Raw genomic sequence first — 18,156 nt, forward strand, 5'->3', positions numbered from 1 at the left:
AGATAGTAGACATCACCGGTCTGAGTGGGAAAGGCCGCGCCTCCGGATGAGCCATCCGTTTGCACGCCCCGCCGAAGACCGTGGAACAAGCCCTTACACCGGTTACACCCGGGCGCACTGGGAAGCCGCCGCCGACGGTCTGCTCGACGTGGCCTGGCGGTGGGCCACGCCCGGACGTGCCCTCCTTGACCTTCCGGGCCGGCCCTCCTCTTCCGGGGTCCGCTCCGACGGGCTCGAGGGATACGCCCGTACGTTCCTCGCCGCCGGCTTCCGGGTCGCCGGCGCGCAGGGCAGGGGTCCGCACGGCTGGCTCGAGCGGTACGCGGACGGGCTCGCCGCGGGGACGCTGACGCCCGGCCGGGACGACACCGAGTCCTGGCCACTGATCCTGGACCACCACGTACAGGGGCAGCCGATGGTGGAGTCGGCGTCCGTCGCCATCGGGCTGCGGCTCACCCGGCCCTGGCTCTGGGACCGGCTGGACGCCGTGCTACACGTCCGTGCGGATCACGACCACCAGCGTGCGCGGGCCGTGGACACCCTCGACCCGCTCCAGCTCGATGTCCGAGGTGGCCGACGGTCCGCTGATCAGGGTGGTCGGCCGTTCCGGCACCAGCCGGGCGACGGCTTCCGGGACTCCGGCCTCGACCGTGGACAGGTCGACGACGCACACGTGGACGTCGGGGACGAGCGAGAGCGCACGGCGGCCCTGGCCCGGCGAACCGTCGAGAAAGATCGTGCCGGTCTCGGCGCAACTGACGGCGGAGGCCGTGACCACGGCGTCCAGCGCGTCGAGACCCGGCGCGGGGATGTCGGCGGAGTCCTGCTGGACCTCACCGTCGTAGCGGCCGAGCCACTCCTCGTCGAGCCCGTCCGGCACACCGGTCCGCCGGGCGTTGAGCTCACGCAGCACGTCGGCGACGACGTCGGCGGTGCGCTCCGCGGTGCAGGTGTGCACCCGCGCCTTGTAGTCGACGAGCCGGCGGGTCAGCAGGGCGAGGCGTTCGTCGTCGGGAAGGGTGCGTCCGGTGCGGTAGGCGCGCGGGATGGTGATCTCGGGCACGGGGGCAAGCGCGAGGGCGTCGCGGACGCGGCCGAGCACGGTCTCCCGGGCGCCCGCCTGAGGGGTGGTCACTTGGCCTCCTCCCCGGAGGATTTGGTGTGCTCGTCGGCGGCGGCGCGCATGGTCGCGGCGCCCTCTTCGGAGGCCAGCCAGGAACGGAAGGTCTGCTTGGGCGGCGCCGGGGTGTCCCGGCTGTCGCTCCAGCCCCTGAAGGGGGCCGGCAGACGGGAGATCGTGCCGTCCCGGCCTGCGGCGGCCCGGCCGACTCCCGACGCCCTCTGAGCGGCCCTGAACAGCTTCGGCCGCTTCATCACCCCCGCGGCGGCCTTCATGGCGAGCTTCTCCGCCGTCGTACCGGACTGCTCGGTGTTCTGATGGCGCAGTTCGACGAGCATCGAGGGAATGTCGATCTTCACCGGGCAGGCGTCGAAGCAGGCACCGCAGAGGCTGGAGGCGTACGGGAGCGAACTGTTGGGGTCGTCCTCGGTGGCGTGCATCCCGGCGAGCTGCGGGGTGAGGACCGCACCGATCGGTCCGGGGTAGGTCGATCCGTACGCGTGCCCGCCCGCCCTCTCGTACACCGGACAGACGTTGAGACAGGCCGAGCAGCGGATGCAGTTGAGCGCCTCACGGCCGATCCTGTCGGCGAGCGCGGCGGTGCGCCCGTTGTCGAGGAGGATCAGGTGGAAGTCCTGCGGGCCGTCGCCGGGTGTGACACCGGTCCACATCGAGGTGTACGGGTTCATGCGCTCGCCGGTCGAGGATCGCGGCAGCAGCTGGAGGAAGACCTCGAGGTCCTGGAAGCGAGGCAGCACCTTCTCGATGCCCATGACGGTGATGAGGGTGTCGGGCAGGGTCAGGCACATCCGGCCGTTGCCCTCGGACTCGACCACGGACAGCGTGCCGGTCTCCGCGATACCGAAGTTGGCGCCGGAGACAGCCACCTTCGTCGTCATGAACTTCTCGCGCAGATAGGCGCGGGCGGCCGCGGCGAGGTGGGCGGGCACGTTGTCGAGGTCCGGGTCGACGCCCGGGATCTCGTCGAGGAAGATCTGCCGGATCTCGTCGCGGTCGCGGTGGATCGCCGGCACCAGGATGTGTGAGGGCTTGTCGTGGGCGAGCTGCACGATGAGCTCGGCCAGGTCGGTCTCGTACGGGGTGATGCCGATCGATTCCAGGTGTTCGTTGAGGCCGGTCTCCTGTGTCGCCATCGACTTGACCTTGATGACGTCGCTGCTGCCGGTCTCCTGGATCAGGCGGGCGACGATCTCGTTGGCCTCGTCGCCGTCCCGTGCCCAGTGGACCGTGCCGCCGTGCTCGGTGACCTTGAGCTCCAGCTGTTCCAGGAGCTCGGGCAGCCGGTTCATGGTGTCGGTCTTGATGGCGGCGCCCGCGTCGCGCAGTTCCTCCCAGTCGGGGAGTTCGCCGGTGACGTGGAGGCGCTTGCCCCGGATGGTGCGGGTGGCCCTGCCCAGATTGCGGCGCAGCTGTTCGTTGCGCAGTTCGCCGTGGGCGGCCTCGGGGAACGTCCGCTCGCCGCGCAGGTTGCCCGTTCCGTACGGGGATCGGGGCGGGGTGGCGGGCATGCCGAGGAACGTACTCATGCGGCGGCCTCCGTCAGGACGTACGGCGAGGTGCGGGTGGAGGCGAGGATCTGCGCGAGGTGAAGGGTCCGCGTGCCCGCCTTGATACGGGAGAGTCCGCCGCCGATGTGCATCAGGCAGGAGGAGTCGCCCGCGGTACAGACGTCGGCGCCGGTGGTCGCGATGTGGCGCATCTTGTCCTGGAGCATCGCGGTGGAGGTCTCGGCGTTCTTGAGCGCGAAGGTGCCGCCGAAGCCACAGCAGGAGTCCGCTTCGGGGAGCTCGACGAGGTCGATGGAGTCGACGGCACGCAGCAGGCACAGCGGCTTGTCACCGACGCGGAGCATCCGCAGGGAGTGGCAGGTGGGGTGGTAGGTGACGCGGTACGGGAAGTGGGCGCCGACCGAGGAGACGTCGAGGACGTCGACGAGGAACTCGGAGAGTTCGTACGTCTTGGCCTTGACGGTGGCGACTGCGGCACGCAGCGAGGCGTCACCGTACCGCTCGGCGATGATCTCGTGCTGATGGCGGACCGAGCCGGCGCACGACCCGGACGGCATCACCACCGCTTCGATCGAGGAGTCGCCGAACTGGTCGGCGAAGTTGCGCACCAGCGGGACGGGCTCGCGCTGGTAGCCGGTGTTGACGTGCATCTGACCGCAGCAGGTCTGATCCGGCGGGAACACCACGTCGTGGCCCAGACGGGCAAGCAGGACCGCGGTTGATTTCACCGCCTCGGGGAAGAGCGTGTCTCCCAGACAGGTGGCGAAGAGTCCGATGCGCATGGGGGCCTCCCCGATCGTTTTTATGGTCGGACCATACTAGCCTCGGGCCGAATGAGGAAGCGCGGGGCACGCGAAAGCGGGGACGGTCCGTCCTGCACCGTCCCCGCTCGCGTACCGCCCGCCGGGCGTGGGCCTGCTCGGCCGGTGCCGAGTCCTGCGGTGCCCTGCCCGGTTCCGCCCAGTCCTGATCGGTCTGCCCAGTCCTGCCCGGTCTGTCCAGTCATGCTCGGTCCAGTCCTGCTCGGTCCTGTTGTCCTGCTCGGTTCCGCTCAGCCCTGCCCGGTCCTGTGCTCCGTGGAGGGCTCGTCGACGAGCGTGCCGTGGAGGCCGCGGATGTGCTCCTCGACCAGGTCGGCCGCCTCGCCCCCACGTCCCTCGCGCACCAGCCGCAGTAGTTCCAGGTGATGGGCGTTGAGAGCGGCAGCCGCCGCCGGCCAGTCCTCGGCTTCTTCCAGCGCCCGCAGGATCAGCGGCCGCACCGACTCGCGCACCGCCGACGTCAGCGTGGACGTCAGTTCGTTGCCCGAGCTGCGGGCGATCAGGACGTGGAAGCGGGTGTCCAGATCGTTGAACTCGGGCACGCCGACCTCCGGTTCCCCCATCCGCAGGACCAGCTGCTCCGCGGCGTCGAGGTCGTCGGCCGGGGCGTTCCGCGCGGCGGCCTCGAAGCTGGAACGCTCCAGTACGACGCGGGCCTCCAGTACGTCGTGCAGGCTGTAGCTGCCGAGCGCGAAGTGAAGCCGCAGCAGTCGGCCGAGCGCGTCGTCCGGGTTGCGCACGATCCGCGCCCCGGAGTCCGGCCCCCGGCCGGGCTGGGCCACCAGCACGCCGATGGTCTCCAGGACCCGCAGCGCCTCACGCAGCGCGGAACGGCTGACCCCGAGCACCGGCGCCAGTTCCCGTTCGGGGGGCAGCCGGTCCCCCGCTTTCAGCTCGCCCGCGAAGACCCGCTCCTCGATGCTCCGCAGCACGAGTTCATGGGTGCGGGACTGCCTGACGGGTTGCCACTCGACGGGCATCCGCTACTCCCTGGTCCGGGCGATACGCATGATCCGACTATGTCACACAGGTGATGTGGTCGGACCAAACGTGACGTGTCCCCCGCGCCTGCCAGGAGATCACCCGAGAAGTCCGGGCGAACACCCCTTCAGCGCAAAGAGCTCCAGGTCCGACCGCCACGCCGCCGCTCCCACGTCCTGGCCACTCCCCGGCCCCAGTTCATGTGATTCTCACTCTGTCCGTTTAATGTGCTCACCGTGACCCAGATGACTCCGCCCGGCTGGCATCCAGATCCCGGGCATTCAGGAATCGGCCCCGCCCAGGAACGTTGGTGGGACGGGAGCCGCTGGACGGACCAGCTCCGCGTGCCGCCCGCGACGGTCCGGCGGCGCCGGATGCGCGTCGGCGCCGGTATCGCCGCCGGTGTGGTGCTGCTCGCCGCCGTCGGAGGCGGGGCGTTTCTGCTGGGGCAGGACTCCGGCGACCGGACGGAGAGCGCCGCCGCCACGTCCCCCCCTTCCGGCACACCCTCCACCAAGCCCGGCAAGCCCGGTGCACCCGAGGGCGGCGAGGGCGGCGGCCGGGCTCCCGAGCAGCAGGCCCCGCCGACCGAAGAGGGGTACGCGACGGACTTGGCGAGCGGGATCAGCATCCCGGTTCCCGATGGCTGGACCGGTACGTCGGGCGTCGTCGGCGCCGGGCTGACCACCGGCGAGCACGCGTGCCCCGGCGACGCCGAGCAGAAGTGCGTACGCGGCGGGGTGTTCTCCGCACCGGCGGCCGCTCTGGAGCTGAAGGCGACCACGGCGGAGGAAGCGGCGAAGGAAGACATCGCGGCCAACGCCGAGGAGTCGTACGGCGAGAAGATCTACGAAGGGATCACCTCGCACCGGACGCTCAAGTCCGAGGCCGTGACCGTGGCCGGCCGGAAGGGCTATCTGGTGCGCTGGGAAGTGGTGACGAAGAAGGGCGACGACGGATACGTCGAGTCGCTGGCCTTCCCCTCGCCCACCGCGAAGAATCAGCTGGTCGTCATCCGGTCCGGTTTCGACATCAACGACAAGGCACCGAAGCTCTTCGTCCTTGACGACATAACCAAGGGCATCAAGGCCGCTGAGAACGCCGGTCCGGGGTCGGGCTCCGGCGAGACCGCCTAGTCAGGCCCGCGCACCGTCGGCTCGGCACGCACAGAGGCCTTACACGCACAGAGGCCGTACCGGATCGCTCCGGTACGGCCTCTCGTGCAACGCGTTTTTACCGCAGGAGTTCCTGATCAGACGACCGGAACCGGGAAGGTCGGGTACTCCACACCGGAGACGTGCTGGACGACCCGGATGACCTGGCACGAGTAGCCGAACTCGTTGTCGTACCAGAGGTAGAGGATCGCGTCGTCGCCCTCGACCTTGGTCGCTCCGGCGTCGACGATCGAGGCGTGCCGCGACCCGATGAAGTCGCTCGACACTGCGTCGGGGGCGGTGGTGAAGTCGATCTGACGCTTCAGCGGCGAGGTCAGCGACACGTTACGAAGGTAGTCGAGGACCTCCTCGCGGGTCGTCTCGCGACCGAGCCGCAGGCTCAGGATCGCAATCGAGACGTCCGGCACCGGGACGCGGATCGAGCTGCCGGTGATCCGCGCGTCGAGGTCGGGCAGCGCCTTGGCCACGGCGGCGGCGGCACCCGTCTCGGTGATGACCATGTTGAGCGGCGCCGAACGGCCACGGCGGTCGGAACTGTGGTAATTGTCCAGCAGGTTCTGGTCGTTGGTGAACGAGTGCACCGTCTCCACGTGACCGCGCAGGACGCCGTACTCTTCCGCCATCGCCTTCAGCGGCGGTACGATCGCGTTCGTCGTGCACGACGCGCAGGACAGGATCCGCTCGTCCGGCTTGATCGTTTCGTGGTTGACACCGTGGACGATGTTGGGGACGTCGCCCTTGCCCGGAGCGGTCAGGACGACCTTGTCGATCCCGGGACGCAGGTGGTTCGACAGGCCCTCGCGGTCACGCCACTTGCCGGTGTTGTCGATCAGGATGGCGTCCTTGATGCCGTACGCCGTGTAGTCGACCTCCGACGGGTCGTTGGCGTAGATCACCTTGATCTCGTTGCCGTTGGCGATGATCGTGCTGCTCGCCTCGTCGACGGTGATCGTGCCCTGGAACTGGCCGTGGATCGAGTCGCGCCGCAGCAGCGAGGCGCGCTTGACGATGTCCTGTGCGCCGCCCTTGCGGACGACGATGGCACGCAGCCGCAGGCCGTTGCCGGAACCGGACTTCTCGATGAGCAGCCGGGCGACGAGACGGCCGATGCGGCCGAAGCCGTAAAGGACGACATCGCGCCCCTCACGGCGCTCCGCCTTGTTGGCCCCCGTGGCGCCGGCGACGGCCTCCGCGGTGAACTCCGCGACCGAGAGACCCCGGCCGTCGGCCTTGTACGTCACGGCGAGCATGCCGATGTCGATCTGCGAAGGACCGAGATCCAGCGTGGTGAGGGCCTGGAGGAACGGCAGCGTCTCGGTGACCGAGAGCTCCTCGCCGTCGATCTGGCGGGCGAACCGGTGGGTCTTCAGGATGCTGACCACCGACTTGTTCACCAGGGAGCGGCTGTGGAGGAGGACTGTGACGTCCCGCTCCCTGTGCAGCTTCCCGATGACGGGGATCATCGACTCCGCGATCTCTTCGCGGATCATCCAATTGGTGAACGAGTCGTCATTGACAGTCACAGGTTGCATCTTTCGAGCTAGGCGGCGCTCATATGCTAACCCCATGCGATTTTGATCGTTCAATGGGTGCCACCCCCAGCGGAATGCGACGCGCGGGCCGGGCACGGTGGGCGCTTCGGACCGACAGCGGCGCTGTGCGCCCGCTGCGGCGGATGCCCGTAGACCTCGGCGCGGTCCTGACCGACCGGTGGCCCAACCGGTGCCACCAGTGCGACACCTGGTGGAGCCAGGGCGGCATCCGTCGTCCTGTCGCTGTCGATGCCGGGACGTCGCCGTCTTCACAGGCAAGGGCACCGAGGCACGCCAGAGTCCGGATCCACGCCCTGCGGTGCGTCGCCGGCCGCCGCACGGCTGACCACCATCCAGCGTTGCCTCCACCCGGACACACAAGATGAAGGCCGCTGGAACCGCGAACCGCGATCTCCGCACGTTCGAGCGGGCCGCGTGCACCGCGCGCCCTGCCGGGCACGAACGGACGCTCACACGCTGACGCCGGTCAGGGAACGCCGGTACCCGACCGGCCCCGAAAATGATCGAGGGCCGGTTCGGATTTCTCCGAAACCGGCCCTGACATCGACTCTCTCAAGTCGGGACGACAGGATTTGAACCTGCGACCCCTTGACCCCCAGTCAAGTGCGCTACCAAGCTGCGCCACGTCCCGATGCCCGTCTGACCTGGGGTTTCCCCTGGGCCGAACGCGCATGAGAACAATACCGCACTTGAACCGGTGGTTACGAACGCCTTGTGGGCCTTGACCTCAACCGAACTTGATGTCGGACGCTCGTCCCCATGACGAAGACCACCGTCGGGCCGGCGCCCGACTATCGCGACCTGAACCGGCTGATGAGCCTCATGACGGGCGACGAGAAGCACGGGCCCGCCGCCACCTCCACGCTGGACGCCCTGTGGGTGCTGTACAGCCGGGTGCTGCGCGTCACGCCCGGCACCGTCGACGATCTGGAGCGGGACCGGTTCCTGCTGTCCAAGGGGCATGGGCCGATGGCGTACTACGCCGTGCTCGCCGCGCACGGATTCTTCGACGAGGCCCTGCTGCCGGGCTTCGGTTCGTACGACTCGCCCCTCGGGCACCATCCGGACCGGCTGCTCGTACCCGGGGCCGAGATCGGCAGCGGGTCCCTGGGGCACGGGCTGCCACTGGCCGTGGGGAGCGTGCTGGGACTGCGGGCCCAGGGGCTCACCGGTCCGCGGGTCTGGGTGCTGACCGGGGACGCCGAACTGGACGAGGGCAGCAACCACGAGGCGATCGCCTACGCCGGCCCGGCCGGGCTGGAACAGCTGCACACCCTCGTGATCGACAACGCCTCGGCCACCTACGGCCGGCCCGGAGGCATCGCCTCCCGGTTCGAGAGCGCCGGATGGTCCGTGGGAACCGTGGACGGGCGGGACCACGAGGCGCTGTACGCGGCCTTCACCGCCCCGCATCCCGGACGGCCCCGGGCAGTGGTGGCGACGGTCGCCCCCAAGTGACGCGCACGACACACACCGGACTACGGAGAAAGAGTTCTCATGGACACCATGCGTGACCGATTCATCGCCACCACGTCGCGACTCCTCGACGATGACCCCCGGCTGGCGCTCGTACTGGCGGAGATCAGCCGGGACGGCTTCGACCGGGCCGAGCGCACCCACCCGGACCGGGTGATCAACGTGGGCATCCGGGAGCAGCTGCTGATCGGCGCGGGCGCCGGAATGGCACTGACCGGGATGCGGCCGATCATGCACACGTTCGCGAGCTTCCTGGTGGAGCGTCCCTTCGAACAGGTGAAGCTGGATCTCGGGCATCAGGGAATGGGAGGGGTGTTGGTCAGCGCCGGGGCCTCGTACGACTGGCCGGCGGGGGGCTTCACCCACATGTCGCCGGGAGATGTCGCGCTCCTCGACACCCTCGACGGGTGGACGGTGCATGTGCCGGGCCACCCCGACGAGGCCGAGGCACTGCTGCGGCTCGCGGCCGCGGGGGACGACCGGGTCTACGTCAGGCTCTCCCTCCAGTCGAACCGGACCGGGCGCCCGGTGGGCGGGGCCGGCTTCTCGACGGTGCGCGAGGGTGGCGGTGGTGTCGTCATCGCGGTCGGCCCGTCACTCGACAACGTCCTCGAGGCGACCGAGAGCCTGGACGTGACGGTGCTGTACGCGACGACGGTGCGCCCCTTCGACGCGGCGGGGCTGCGCCGGGCGGTGGGTGCCACCGTGGGCGCGGACGTGGTGATCGTCGAGCCGTATCTGGCCGGCACGTCCACGGCTGCGGCGAACGACGCACTCGCAGATCTCCCCCACCGCGTGCTCGGCCTGGGGGTGGGCCGGGCGGAGCTCCGCCGGTACGGGCAGATGGACGAACACCTCGTGGCCCACGGACTCGACCCGCGGGGGCTGCGGGAGCGGATCAGCGCGTTCGTCCGGCGGTGAGCGACTCCGTGCCAGGCCCGGAGCGCCCCCTACGGTGTCAACTCCGGGTGGGCGTCGAGCAGTTTGCGCGGGGCCGCCTGCCGCCACGAGTCGGCGAGGATCGCCCTCAGCTCGCCGGTGTCCTCAAGGGCGGCCAGGCGCACCCGCACCCAGGCGTAGTGGTTGTCGTGGCCCTCGCGGGTGAAGAACTTCTCCGGCTCGGAGGCGATCAGCTCGGCCCGGTCCTCCATGGGGCACTTCACCCCCATCGTGGTGTCGTCGTCGCCGAGCCCGGCGAAGATCTTCCCGGCCACCCGGAACGTGGGATGCCCCCAGGCCAGTTTCTCGGCCGTGTCGGGCAGGGACAGGGCGATGGTGCGGACGTCATCGGCGGTGGTCGTCATCCACGGTCTCCGATCCGGTGGCCCCAGCGGCTGCGAGGCGGGTCGGGTCCGACCGTAGCGTCCGGCACCGCTCAGTGAGCGGCCACCGGTTCCCTCTACCGGGCGAGCGTGGCGTCCACCGTCGCGGGAAGCGAGCCGGGGACGACTCGGTAGGCGCTGATCAGCGACGCCTACGACGACGCGGGGACCGCCGTGGCCGCCGCCACGGCGTTCTCTGCGGGCGCGTCGGAAAGCCATCGCGAGCAGCTGCACTCTCCGGCGAACGCCTGTCGGGCGTGGGCGGTCGCCCAGCCTCAACACTTCTCCTGATCCAGGGGCACCGGTGGTGGAACCGCCACGGGGAGGCTACGGCCGACCGGATGCGTTCAGCCGCCACGGCGCTCCCTGCGGTCGATGTGCCCGACGAGCTCCTGGGCCAGCGACTTGATCGTGGCGAGCCCGGCCCGGCCCCAGGGGCGCGGCACGGTGTCGACCGCGCACACCGTGCCGAGGGCGAGGCCCGTCCCGTCGATGAGCGGCGCCCCGAGATAGGAACGAATGCCTATTTCGTCGACGACGGGATTGCCCGCGAAGCGCGGATAGTCGCAGACGTCGTCCAGCACGAGGGCTTTGCGGCGCACGAGCACGTGCGGGCAGTAGCCGTGGTCGCGGGCCATACGGCGCCCGCTCCGGCCACTGCCCGCGGCGGCGGCACCCAGGTCGCAACCCGTCCGCGTCCCCGCAGGGGTGTGCAGTCCCGCGAAGAACTGCCGGTTCTCGTCGATGAAGTTGACCATCGAGTACGGCGTCTCGGTCACCGCGGCCACCTTGTCTGCGAAGGCGTCGAAGCTCTCGAACGAGGCGTCGTCACGCTCCCCCAGGTCCAGCCTGCGCAGCCGCTCCGCCCGGGCCGGCCCGTCCGGGTCGGCCGGGGTGAGCAGAAGACGGCCGGTCGCGAATCGGGTCACGGATGGACTCCGAAGCCGGCTACCTGCGCGGTCGCCCGGGCGTCGGTGGCGTTGATGAGGTGCTGGACGAGGGTGACCAGCGCGCCGGTACCCGAACTGGCGATCCGGGCGTCGCAGAGGACCACGGGCACCTCGGGGCCGAGGTCGAGTGCGGCCCGCACCTCGTCGGGCTCGTACCGGTAGGCACCGTCGAACTCGTTGACCGCAACGATGAATCCGATTCCGCGCCGCTCGAAGAAGTCGACGGCGGCGAAGCACTCGGCGAGCCGCCGGGTGTCGGCGATCACGACCGCGCCCAGCGCTCCCTTGGAGAGCTCGTCCCACATGAACCAGAACCGTTCCTGGCCGGGGGTGCCGAAGAGGTAGAGCACGTGCTGCGCGGAGAGCGTGATGCGGCCGAAGTCCATGGCCACGGTGGTGGCCGTCTTGGACTCGATGCCCTCCAGGCTGTCGGTCGCCACGCTGACCTGCGTCAGCAGTTCCTCGGTGCTCAGCGGTGCGATCTCGCTGACCGCGCCCACGAACGTCGTCTTGCCGACGCCGAACCCGCCCGCGACCAGGACCTTGAGGGCCACGGGAAAGAACTCGGAGCTTCCGGTGCTGTCAGAGCTGTCGTCGTAGGCCATCGAGCACTGCCTCCAGCAGGGATCGGTCGGTGGGCGTGTCATGAAACGCGGGGGCGTGCGCGGTGACCGCGCCGCAGTCGACCAGGTCGGACAGGAGCACCTTGGTGACGACTGCGGGCAGCCGGAGGTGGGCGGCGATCTCGGCCACGGACGTGGGACCGTCGCACAGCCCCAGAGCCACGGAGTGTTCGGGCCCCAGATGGATCTGGGGTGTGCTCCCGGTGGCCATCACCAGCGACAGCAGGTCGAGCACAGTGGTCGGCCGTGTGCGGCCGTTGCTCACGGTGTACGGGCGGATGAGCCGGCCGGCCGCGTCGTCGAGCAGTGGCCCGTCCTGCGGGGCCGACACCCTCACAGCCCCGGGGTGTACAGTGCCCCGGCCGCTTGCCGTACCGGGGTCATCAGATAGGGCCGGACGCTCTTGATGAGCATGGCCATCTCGTAGCCTAGGACCGCCGCGTCCGCCTCGCGTCCCGCCAGTACGGCGAGACAGGTCCCTGACCCGGCGGTGGAGACGAAGAGCAGCGTCGAGTCGAGTTCGACGACCACCTGCCGTACGTCACCGTTGTCACCGAAGCGGGCTCCGGCGCTGCGGCCGAGGGAGTAGAGGCCGGCGGCCAGGGCCGCCATGTGGTCGGCACTGTCGGGGTCCATGCCATGGACGGATTTCACCAGCCCGTCGGCGGAGAGCAGGACCGCGCTGCGCGTATAGGGCACGCGCTGGACCAGCCCGCTCAACAGCCAGTCGAGGTCGGCGACCTGACCGGACGGCATTTCGCTCGCCATGGTGCATCTACTCCTTGGGGACGTTCTGGGCGGGGGTGTTCTGGGCGGGCGTGTGAGCGGGCACGTAGGGATCGGCCTCGTAGGGGGCGGCCTCGTAGGGGGCGGCGTGCCGCTGGTCCATGTGCCGCTGGTCCGGCGCAAAGGCGTCGGACAGGTGAGGGTCGAGCAGGTGCGGCTCGGGATGCTCCGGTTCGTCCGGCTCTGGCCGACGCGGGTCGGGCAGCTGCACGTCGAGCACGTGCGGATCGGGATACGACGTCCGGAGCGGCTCCGGTCCCTTTCGCGGTCCCGGACCGCGGACCGGCAGGGGCACGGGTCGTTCGTCCCGTTGCGCGGCGGGGGCCGGTGCCACCGCCGCAGGAACATCCCCGCTCACCCCGTACGCGGTGTCGGGCACCGTGTCCTCGGCCGACCTCGCCTCGGCGAGGTCGACTCCTCGCCGGAAGGCGGCGACGAGACCGGGGTCGTGCAGGGCGTGTTCGTCCTCGACTCGGGGAACGGGTGCCTCCCGCAGCTGCGGGACGAGGTGTTCCTGGTTGCTGCGCCGGGGAAGCTGCGGGCGGCCAGGGGCTCCACCACCGGCTCCGGAGGCTGGTCCCGTGACGGCACCGAGGTGGTTTCCGGCCGTCTCCGGGCGGTCGGCACGCTCGGCGCGGAGCGGCTGCGGCGGGGGCGGCGGCGCCTGTGACTGCGGGCTGCGCGGTTGGGGTGGGTACGGATGTCCCGTCCCCACCTGCCCGGTGCCCTCATCGGCGGGTGGCCTGTGTACGGCTCCGGGCGGCGGGACCGGTGCCGCCCCGGGGTGCATCGCTCCTTCGGTATCACCGTCGACACCCAGCAGGGCCTGCGGCAGGATGAGTACGGCTTGCGTGCCGCCGTAGATGTTGCTCTGCAGCCGTACGGCGATTCCGTGGCGGCGGGCGAGCGAGGAAACGACGAAGAGGCCGATTCTGCCGTCGTGCAGCAGGTGGCCGACATTGACCTGGTCGGGGTCGGCGAGCAGGGCGTTCATGCGCTTCTGCTCGGCCACCGGCATCCCGAGCCCCCGGTCCTCGACCTCCACGGCGAGCCCCGCCGTGACGTGCTGGGCGCGCAGCAGCACCTGGGTGTGCGGGGCCGAGAACACCGTGGCGTTCTCGACGAGTTCGGCCAGCAGATGGATCACGTCGGCGACGGCGTGGCCGCGCAGCGTGCCGTCGATCGGCGGCACGAGCTTGACCCGTGGGTACTGCTCGACCTCGGCGATCGCCGAACGCAGCACCTCCGTCATGGTGACCGGGTTGCTCCACTGCCGCCGGGAGACGGCACCGCCCAGTACGGCGAGGTTCTCGGCGTGCCGACGGATACGGGTGGCCAGGTGGTCGACGTGGAAGAGGCCCTTGAGCAGGTCCGGGTCCTCGACCTCGTGTTCCAGTTCGTCCAGGATCTGGATCTCGCGGTGGACGAGGGACTGGAGACGCCGGGCGAGGTTGACGAAGACCTCGACCTTCTGTTCGTTTCCGTTGCTGCCGAAGAGCCGGGACGCCTCCACGACGGCCGCCACGGCTCCGTCCTGCGAGCGGCCCAGTTCCTGGGCGAGCAGGTCGAAGGCGTCGGACCCCGGGTCGCTGGACCGCGGGGGGCGACGGGCGGGCACGGGTTCGCCGTTGCGGAGCCGTTCCACCACGCGCTTCAGGTCGGCCTGGCCCTGGGCGCTGGACCGCCGCAGTGCCTGACAGCGGTCGAGCACCCCGGAGGCGACCCGGCTGGCGCCGAGAAACGCCGCCGCGACGGCCGCGACAGCCAGCGCGCCCGATCCGCCGAGCGCGGCCCAGAGACTGGCGGAGGGGCGTTCGCCGGAGGCCCGGATGGTGAAGATGACGGCTGCGGCGCCGCTCAGCACGGCGGCGATCGTCGGCAGAAGCGCGGTGCGGAGCAGTTGGGGGCGTATACGGGCATCAGGTGGCGCCTGCACGGCGCGCGGCCTGGCCGTGGCCGAATGGGAGCGGGCGCCCGGGCGGCCGTGCCGCCCGCCCTCTCGGCGTTCCGGTCGCGCGGTGGGTGCGCGAAGTTGAGACATCAGCGTCCTCGGTACGTGGGGCACCAGGAATCGGCGTTCAGTGGTGACACCTACGGCAGTCGGTCAGGCTCGGGTCAGCGGCTGGGCAGGCTCGCAGGAAAGGAGCCCACCGTTAATCACCGAGCACACACGGTAGTCGTCAACCGCGTGGGCGCGGCGTGCAGTTGTCGAACTTGCCCGCCATGCGTCCCGCTCTGGTATGACGCCTCGTACGCGCGGACGAATATGCGCAATTGACCCCGCCCCGGCAGAACGGGGGCGGGGTCAATGCGATGACTGGGCTCACGGGCGACGAAACCCCGGCCGTAAGGGGACGGACGGTACAGCTACCGGACGCACCGTACGGTCAGCGGCCGCCGGCGAGGTCGAGGTCGCCGCGCGGGACCGCCTCGGCCGGTTCCGCCGGCCCGGGACGGCGCCACGGATGGGCGAGCGGGGCGGACACGGCTCGCCACCAGGGGGCGACGGGCAGGGCCCCACCGGGCTCGAAGGACTCTCCGGGCAGGGGGAAAGCGGCCGCCTGTCCGGCGTCCTCGGCGGCGTCCTTCGTCCACTCGGCCGGCTCGGCCCAGGCGTGCAGAGCGAGGTTGAACGTACCCCAGTGAATCGGCATGAGCACCCCGTGCGGCGTGTGTCCCTGCAGGTCGAGGTGGGCCCGCAGGCCCTGCGCCGGAGTCATGTGAATGTCCGGCCACGCACCGGGAAGAGGCGTCGTACCCGTGTGCGCCTTGGACCAGTGCTGCGAGTACGCACCGATCTGGATCATCGTCGCGTCGAAGGGGCCGTGCTCGGCGCCGATGTCCGCGAAGCCCGGGAAATAGCCCGTGTCACCGCTGTGGTAGATCCGGTGCTCGGGACCCGCGACCACCCAGGACGCCCAGAGCGTGTGCTGCTGGTTCCGCAGACCGCGGCCGCAGAAGTGACGCGCGGGCGTCGCCGTGAGGCTGATGCCGGCCACCTCCGTGCTCTCGTTCCAGTCCAGCTCGCGGGTCCGGTCGGAGGACACCCCCCACCGCTCCAGGTGGGCGCCCACGCCGAGCGGGACCGCGAAGACCGTGTCCGTGCCGGCCAGTGCGCGGATGGTCGGCAGGTCGAGGTGGTCGTAGTGGTCATGGGAGATCACGACGACGTCGACGGGGCCGAGCGCGGTCAGCGGCAGCGGCACCGGATGCAGGCGCTTGGGGCCGGCGAAGGCGAAGGGGGAACAGCGCTCGCCCCAGACCGGGTCGAAGAGCACCCGGCGGCCGTCGATGTCCGCCAGCACACTCGAATGCCCCATCCAGGTGAGCCTGAGGCCGGAGACGGGCGGCTTCGCGAGATCGGCGGCGGTGGTGGCGTGCAGGGGCACGGCACCGGCCGGCGACCTCGGAATCCGCTCCTCCTTGCGGAAGTAGCCCTTCGCGAACTCCAGCTTGGAACCGGTCGTGGGCGTCCTGACCCCCTCCGGGTTCCGGAACACTCCGTCGACGAAATTGGGCGAGCGGAGAATGCGTTCCATACGGGCCGCGGCCGGATCGGCTCCGAAGGCCGCAGAGCGCATCGAACGGAGTCTCGCGCGGAGCGAGGGCTGATGATCGGCGCCGGTCACAAAGTCTCCCGAGGGGGTAGATTTCATCTCATTATGTGTGCGCCGCTCGTCTTGGCGAGACCAGGGCGGTGAACGGAGGAATACGGACTGCGCCACAGACTGTGCGCGCGATGTCAGGCACCCAGCTGCCCATACGCATGTTCGATATGCAGGGTCAGGAGAACTCTCTGGTCGCGGACCATGGCCTGCCGGTAGTCGTCCCAGTCGGGATGCTCGCCCCTGAGCTCGCGGTAGAGCGCGATCAGCGCCTCCACGGTCGCGTCCCCGGGGGCGGCTGCGGCGGGGGTCAGTTCGGCCTTCGCGTCCGCGACCGTCCAGGCCCAGCGGTCCTCACTGGTGACGTGATAGCTCGCCCGCGGGTCCCTGCGGAGATTGCGGGTCTTGGCCCGGCCCTCGGTGACGGAGACTCGGATCAGCCGGTTCTCGGGGTCGAAGGCGTGGCTGACGTTGGACAGCTGCGGCCTGCCGTCCCGCTTGAGCGTCACCAGCACCCCGGAGTCGTGCTCGCCGATGAGTCGCAGCAGTGCGTCGTCGTACCCGGTTTCGAGTCCAGTCATGTGAACTCCAACGTCCCCGCACGCCAAGGGATTCCGCGTACGGACCAGTGACCCGTCATCCGTCCGCGTCCCATGCCCCATCCGGCGGGACCCCGCCCGTCCACGGGGTGAACAGCGGCGCACACGTATCGCCTGACCCGCAGCACCGCCGAGGGAGACAGCCGTGAACGCTCCTCGTCTCACTGGACCCGGAGCGCGCTTCGAAAGATGTCCGCCGCCGGGGCGGCTGAGCGGGGATGACGGAACACACGCCCCTTTGACAGGAGGCGACCCCCCTCCGGATACTGACCGGCGATTCAGTAATACGGCCGACGGGGCGCCCCGTGGCCCGACCGAGGAGCCCGCCCCATGCCCGCGCCGAATCCGCCGGTACCCCTGCCCGCCCCGCTCGTCTCGCTGACCTGGACGGACCATGTCACCGGCCGTCGGGGCTATCTGGTCGTCGACCGGCTGGTGCGCGGTGTCTCCAGCGGCGGACTGCGGATGCGGGAGGGCTGCACCCTCGACGAGGTGACCGGCCTGGCCCGCGGTATGACGATGAAGGAGGCCCTGCACTTCGACGCCGGCAACGAGCGGGCCAGGTACATCCCGCTCGGCGGCGCCAAGGGCGGGATCGACTGCGACCCGCGGGCCCCGGAGGCGTACGGCGTCCTGGTCCGGTATCTGCGCGCCGTGCGCCCGTACATCGAGAGTGTCTGGACGACCGGCGAGGACCTCGGGCTCACGCGGGACCTGGTCGACCGGGCGGCGGCCGAGGCGGGGCTCGTGTCGTCGGTCCAGGCCGTCTACCCGCTGCTCGACGACGAGCCGGCGGCGCGGCGCCGCCTGGCGGACGCCTTCGCCGTGACGGTGGACGGCATCGGACTCGACGAGCTGGTCGGTGGCTGCGGAGTGGCCGAGTCGGCGCTGGCCGCGCTGGACCGGGCGGGCGTGGCCCATCACGGGGTGCGCGTCTCCGTCCAGGGACTCGGCACCATGGGCGGGGCCACGGCGCGCTTCCTGGCGCGGGCCGGGCTGAAGGTCGTCGCCGTCGCCGACATCAAGGGCACCCTCGCCAACCCAGCCGGGCTGGACATCGAAGCGCTGCTCGGCGCACGGGACGCGTACGGAACGGTGGACCGCTCCGTGCTGCGTGAAGCCGACCTGGAACTTCCGGCCGACGCCTGGCTCTCCGTGGACGCGGACCTTCTGGTCCCGGCGGCCGTCTCGTACGCGATCGACGCCTCGAACCAGTCCCGGATCAAGGCCCGTTGGATCGTCGAGGCGGCGAACATGCCCGTCCTGCCGGAGGCCGAACTGCTGCTCACGGAACGCGGCATCACGGTACTGCCCGATGTGGTCGTCAACTCCGCTACCAACGCCTGGTGGTGGTGGACGTTGTTCGGTGACGTCGGAGCCGACGCCGAGGAGGCGTTCGCGCACATCCGCCGGTCGATGCGCGCACTGATCGAACTGATGCTGGTCCGCGCCGAGTCCGACACCTCGACTCCGCGGGCCGCGGCCCATGCCCTGGTCGCCGACCGCTTGCCGGTGATGGCGGAGCGGTTCGGCTGGTACCGGTGACCCGTCCGCACGCGCCCCGGGACAGCGGTCGCACAGCCGCTGTGACGCTCTTCAAGAGCACTTCTGAATCG

General features: G+C 70.4%; 17 protein-coding genes, 1 tRNA gene and 1 pseudogene. 5 read left to right on the top strand and 14 right to left on the bottom strand.

All coding sequences use genetic code 11. The features are described from left to right. Window positions 1–46: 46 nt before the first annotated feature. Window positions 47–508: pseudogene (locus F0344_RS02510) on the top strand (DUF2264 domain-containing protein); the annotation flags it as partial. Here F0344_RS02510 and F0344_RS02515 read toward each other — a convergent pair. From F0344_RS02515 to F0344_RS02530, 4 genes are all read right to left on the bottom strand, one after another. Next, the gene (locus tag F0344_RS02515) at window positions 491–1,135 is read right to left on the bottom strand and encodes a LutC/YkgG family protein (RefSeq protein WP_185297201.1); all 645 of its coding nucleotides are present in this window, start codon (window positions 1,133–1,135) and stop codon (window positions 491–493) included. The pseudogene F0344_RS02510 and the gene F0344_RS02515 sit on opposite strands and share 18 nt — an antisense overlap. After that, the gene (locus tag F0344_RS02520; RefSeq protein ID WP_185297202.1) at window positions 1,132–2,667 is read right to left on the bottom strand and encodes a lactate utilization protein B; all 1,536 of its coding nucleotides are present in this window, start codon (window positions 2,665–2,667) and stop codon (window positions 1,132–1,134) included. Before F0344_RS02520 ends, F0344_RS02515 begins: the two co-directional genes overlap by 4 nt. Beyond that, window positions 2,664–3,431 (bottom strand): (Fe-S)-binding protein, encoded by a 768-nt coding sequence (locus F0344_RS02525; protein ID WP_185297203.1) that lies wholly within the window; start codon window positions 3,429–3,431, stop codon window positions 2,664–2,666. The genes F0344_RS02520 and F0344_RS02525 overlap by 4 nt, the downstream gene beginning before the upstream one ends. 269 nt (window positions 3,432–3,700) lie before the next feature. Next, window positions 3,701–4,450, bottom strand: a complete 750-nt coding sequence (locus F0344_RS02530; protein ID WP_185297204.1) for a FadR/GntR family transcriptional regulator — start codon at window positions 4,448–4,450, stop codon at window positions 3,701–3,703. A 237-nt stretch (window positions 4,451–4,687) separates the two neighbouring features. Here F0344_RS02530 and F0344_RS02535 point away from each other — a divergent pair, with 237 nt between their 5' ends. Beyond that, on the top strand, window positions 4,688–5,587 hold the full coding sequence (locus F0344_RS02535; RefSeq protein ID WP_258049615.1) for a DUF2510 domain-containing protein: 900 nt from the start codon (window positions 4,688–4,690) through the stop codon (window positions 5,585–5,587). A 116-nt stretch (window positions 5,588–5,703) separates the two neighbouring features. Here F0344_RS02535 and F0344_RS02540 read toward each other — a convergent pair whose 3' ends face one another. Then, entirely contained in the window at window positions 5,704–7,149 is a 1,446-nt protein-coding gene (locus F0344_RS02540; protein ID WP_185297205.1) for a glyceraldehyde-3-phosphate dehydrogenase, read from the bottom strand. Between the two features lie 587 nt (window positions 7,150–7,736). Further along, window positions 7,737–7,810, bottom strand: a tRNA-Pro gene (locus tag F0344_RS02545). Window positions 7,811–7,938: 128 nt separating this feature from the next. Between F0344_RS02545 and F0344_RS02550 the strand changes: the two genes are divergently transcribed. Continuing rightward, window positions 7,939–8,637 (top strand): transketolase, encoded by a 699-nt coding sequence (locus F0344_RS02550; RefSeq protein ID WP_185297206.1) that lies wholly within the window; start codon window positions 7,939–7,941, stop codon window positions 8,635–8,637. A 39-nt stretch (window positions 8,638–8,676) separates the two neighbouring features. Beyond that, window positions 8,677–9,576, top strand: a complete 900-nt coding sequence (locus F0344_RS02555) for a transketolase family protein (protein ID WP_185297207.1) — start codon at window positions 8,677–8,679, stop codon at window positions 9,574–9,576. 29 nt (window positions 9,577–9,605) lie between these two features. Here the strand turns inward: F0344_RS02555 and F0344_RS02560 are convergent, their stop codons facing one another. The 8 genes from F0344_RS02560 to F0344_RS02595 form a co-directional block, all read right to left on the bottom strand. Next, window positions 9,606–9,959, bottom strand: a complete 354-nt coding sequence (locus F0344_RS02560; protein WP_185297208.1) for an MmcQ/YjbR family DNA-binding protein — start codon at window positions 9,957–9,959, stop codon at window positions 9,606–9,608. A 365-nt stretch (window positions 9,960–10,324) separates the two neighbouring features. Beyond that, window positions 10,325–10,906, bottom strand: a complete 582-nt coding sequence (locus F0344_RS02565; RefSeq protein ID WP_185297209.1) for a GAF domain-containing protein — start codon at window positions 10,904–10,906, stop codon at window positions 10,325–10,327. After that, window positions 10,903–11,532 (bottom strand): GTP-binding protein, encoded by a 630-nt coding sequence (locus F0344_RS02570; protein ID WP_185297210.1) that lies wholly within the window; start codon window positions 11,530–11,532, stop codon window positions 10,903–10,905. The genes F0344_RS02565 and F0344_RS02570 overlap by 4 nt, the downstream gene beginning before the upstream one ends. After that, window positions 11,510–11,881 (bottom strand): DUF742 domain-containing protein, encoded by a 372-nt coding sequence (locus F0344_RS02575; protein WP_185302474.1) that lies wholly within the window; start codon window positions 11,879–11,881, stop codon window positions 11,510–11,512. The genes F0344_RS02570 and F0344_RS02575 overlap by 23 nt, the downstream gene beginning before the upstream one ends. A 2-nt stretch (window positions 11,882–11,883) precedes the next feature. Continuing rightward, on the bottom strand, window positions 11,884–12,318 hold the full coding sequence (locus F0344_RS02580) for a roadblock/LC7 domain-containing protein (RefSeq protein WP_185297211.1): 435 nt from the start codon (window positions 12,316–12,318) through the stop codon (window positions 11,884–11,886). Between the two features lie 7 nt (window positions 12,319–12,325). Further along, window positions 12,326–14,377, bottom strand: a complete 2,052-nt coding sequence (locus tag F0344_RS02585) for a sensor histidine kinase (protein ID WP_258049617.1) — start codon at window positions 14,375–14,377, stop codon at window positions 12,326–12,328. Window positions 14,378–14,723: 346 nt separating this feature from the next. Then, window positions 14,724–15,965, bottom strand: coding sequence for an MBL fold metallo-hydrolase (locus F0344_RS02590; RefSeq protein WP_185297212.1), 1,242 nt, complete (start codon window positions 15,963–15,965; stop codon window positions 14,724–14,726). Window positions 15,966–16,078: 113 nt separating this feature from the next. Beyond that, window positions 16,079–16,522, bottom strand: a complete 444-nt coding sequence (locus F0344_RS02595) for a PPOX class F420-dependent oxidoreductase (RefSeq protein WP_185297213.1) — start codon at window positions 16,520–16,522, stop codon at window positions 16,079–16,081. A gap of 348 nt (window positions 16,523–16,870) precedes the next feature. Here F0344_RS02595 and F0344_RS02600 point away from each other — a divergent pair, with 348 nt between their 5' ends. Further along, a complete protein-coding gene (locus F0344_RS02600) occupies window positions 16,871–18,085 on the top strand; it encodes a Glu/Leu/Phe/Val dehydrogenase dimerization domain-containing protein (protein ID WP_185297214.1) in 1,215 nt (404 codons plus the stop codon). Window positions 18,086–18,156 lie beyond the last annotated feature (71 nt).

This window comes from Streptomyces finlayi (genome assembly GCF_014216315.1).
In the GTDB taxonomy this organism is placed as follows: domain Bacteria; phylum Actinomycetota; class Actinomycetes; order Streptomycetales; family Streptomycetaceae; genus Streptomyces; species Streptomyces finlayi_A.

Coding starts and splice junctions, on each gene's coding strand:
- F0344_RS02520 (WP_185297202.1), bottom strand. CDS start 2,667: ATGAGTACGTTCCTCGGCATGCCCGCCACCCCGCCCCGATCCCCGTAC.
- F0344_RS02525 (WP_185297203.1), bottom strand. CDS start 3,431: ATGCGCATCGGACTCTTCGCCACCTGTCTGGGAGACACGCTCTTCCCC.
- F0344_RS02530 (WP_185297204.1), bottom strand. CDS start 4,450: ATGCCCGTCGAGTGGCAACCCGTCAGGCAGTCCCGCACCCATGAACTC.
- F0344_RS02550 (WP_185297206.1), top strand. CDS start 7,939: ATGACGAAGACCACCGTCGGGCCGGCGCCCGACTATCGCGACCTGAAC.
- F0344_RS02555 (WP_185297207.1), top strand. CDS start 8,677: ATGGACACCATGCGTGACCGATTCATCGCCACCACGTCGCGACTCCTC.
- F0344_RS02560 (WP_185297208.1), bottom strand. CDS start 9,959: ATGACGACCACCGCCGATGACGTCCGCACCATCGCCCTGTCCCTGCCC.
- F0344_RS02570 (WP_185297210.1), bottom strand. CDS start 11,532: ATGGCCTACGACGACAGCTCTGACAGCACCGGAAGCTCCGAGTTCTTT.
- F0344_RS02580 (WP_185297211.1), bottom strand. CDS start 12,318: ATGGCGAGCGAAATGCCGTCCGGTCAGGTCGCCGACCTCGACTGGCTG.
- F0344_RS02585 (WP_258049617.1), bottom strand. CDS start 14,377: ATGTCTCAACTTCGCGCACCCACCGCGCGACCGGAACGCCGAGAGGGC.
- F0344_RS02595 (WP_185297213.1), bottom strand. CDS start 16,522: ATGACTGGACTCGAAACCGGGTACGACGACGCACTGCTGCGACTCATC.
- F0344_RS02600 (WP_185297214.1), top strand. CDS start 16,871: ATGCCCGCGCCGAATCCGCCGGTACCCCTGCCCGCCCCGCTCGTCTCG.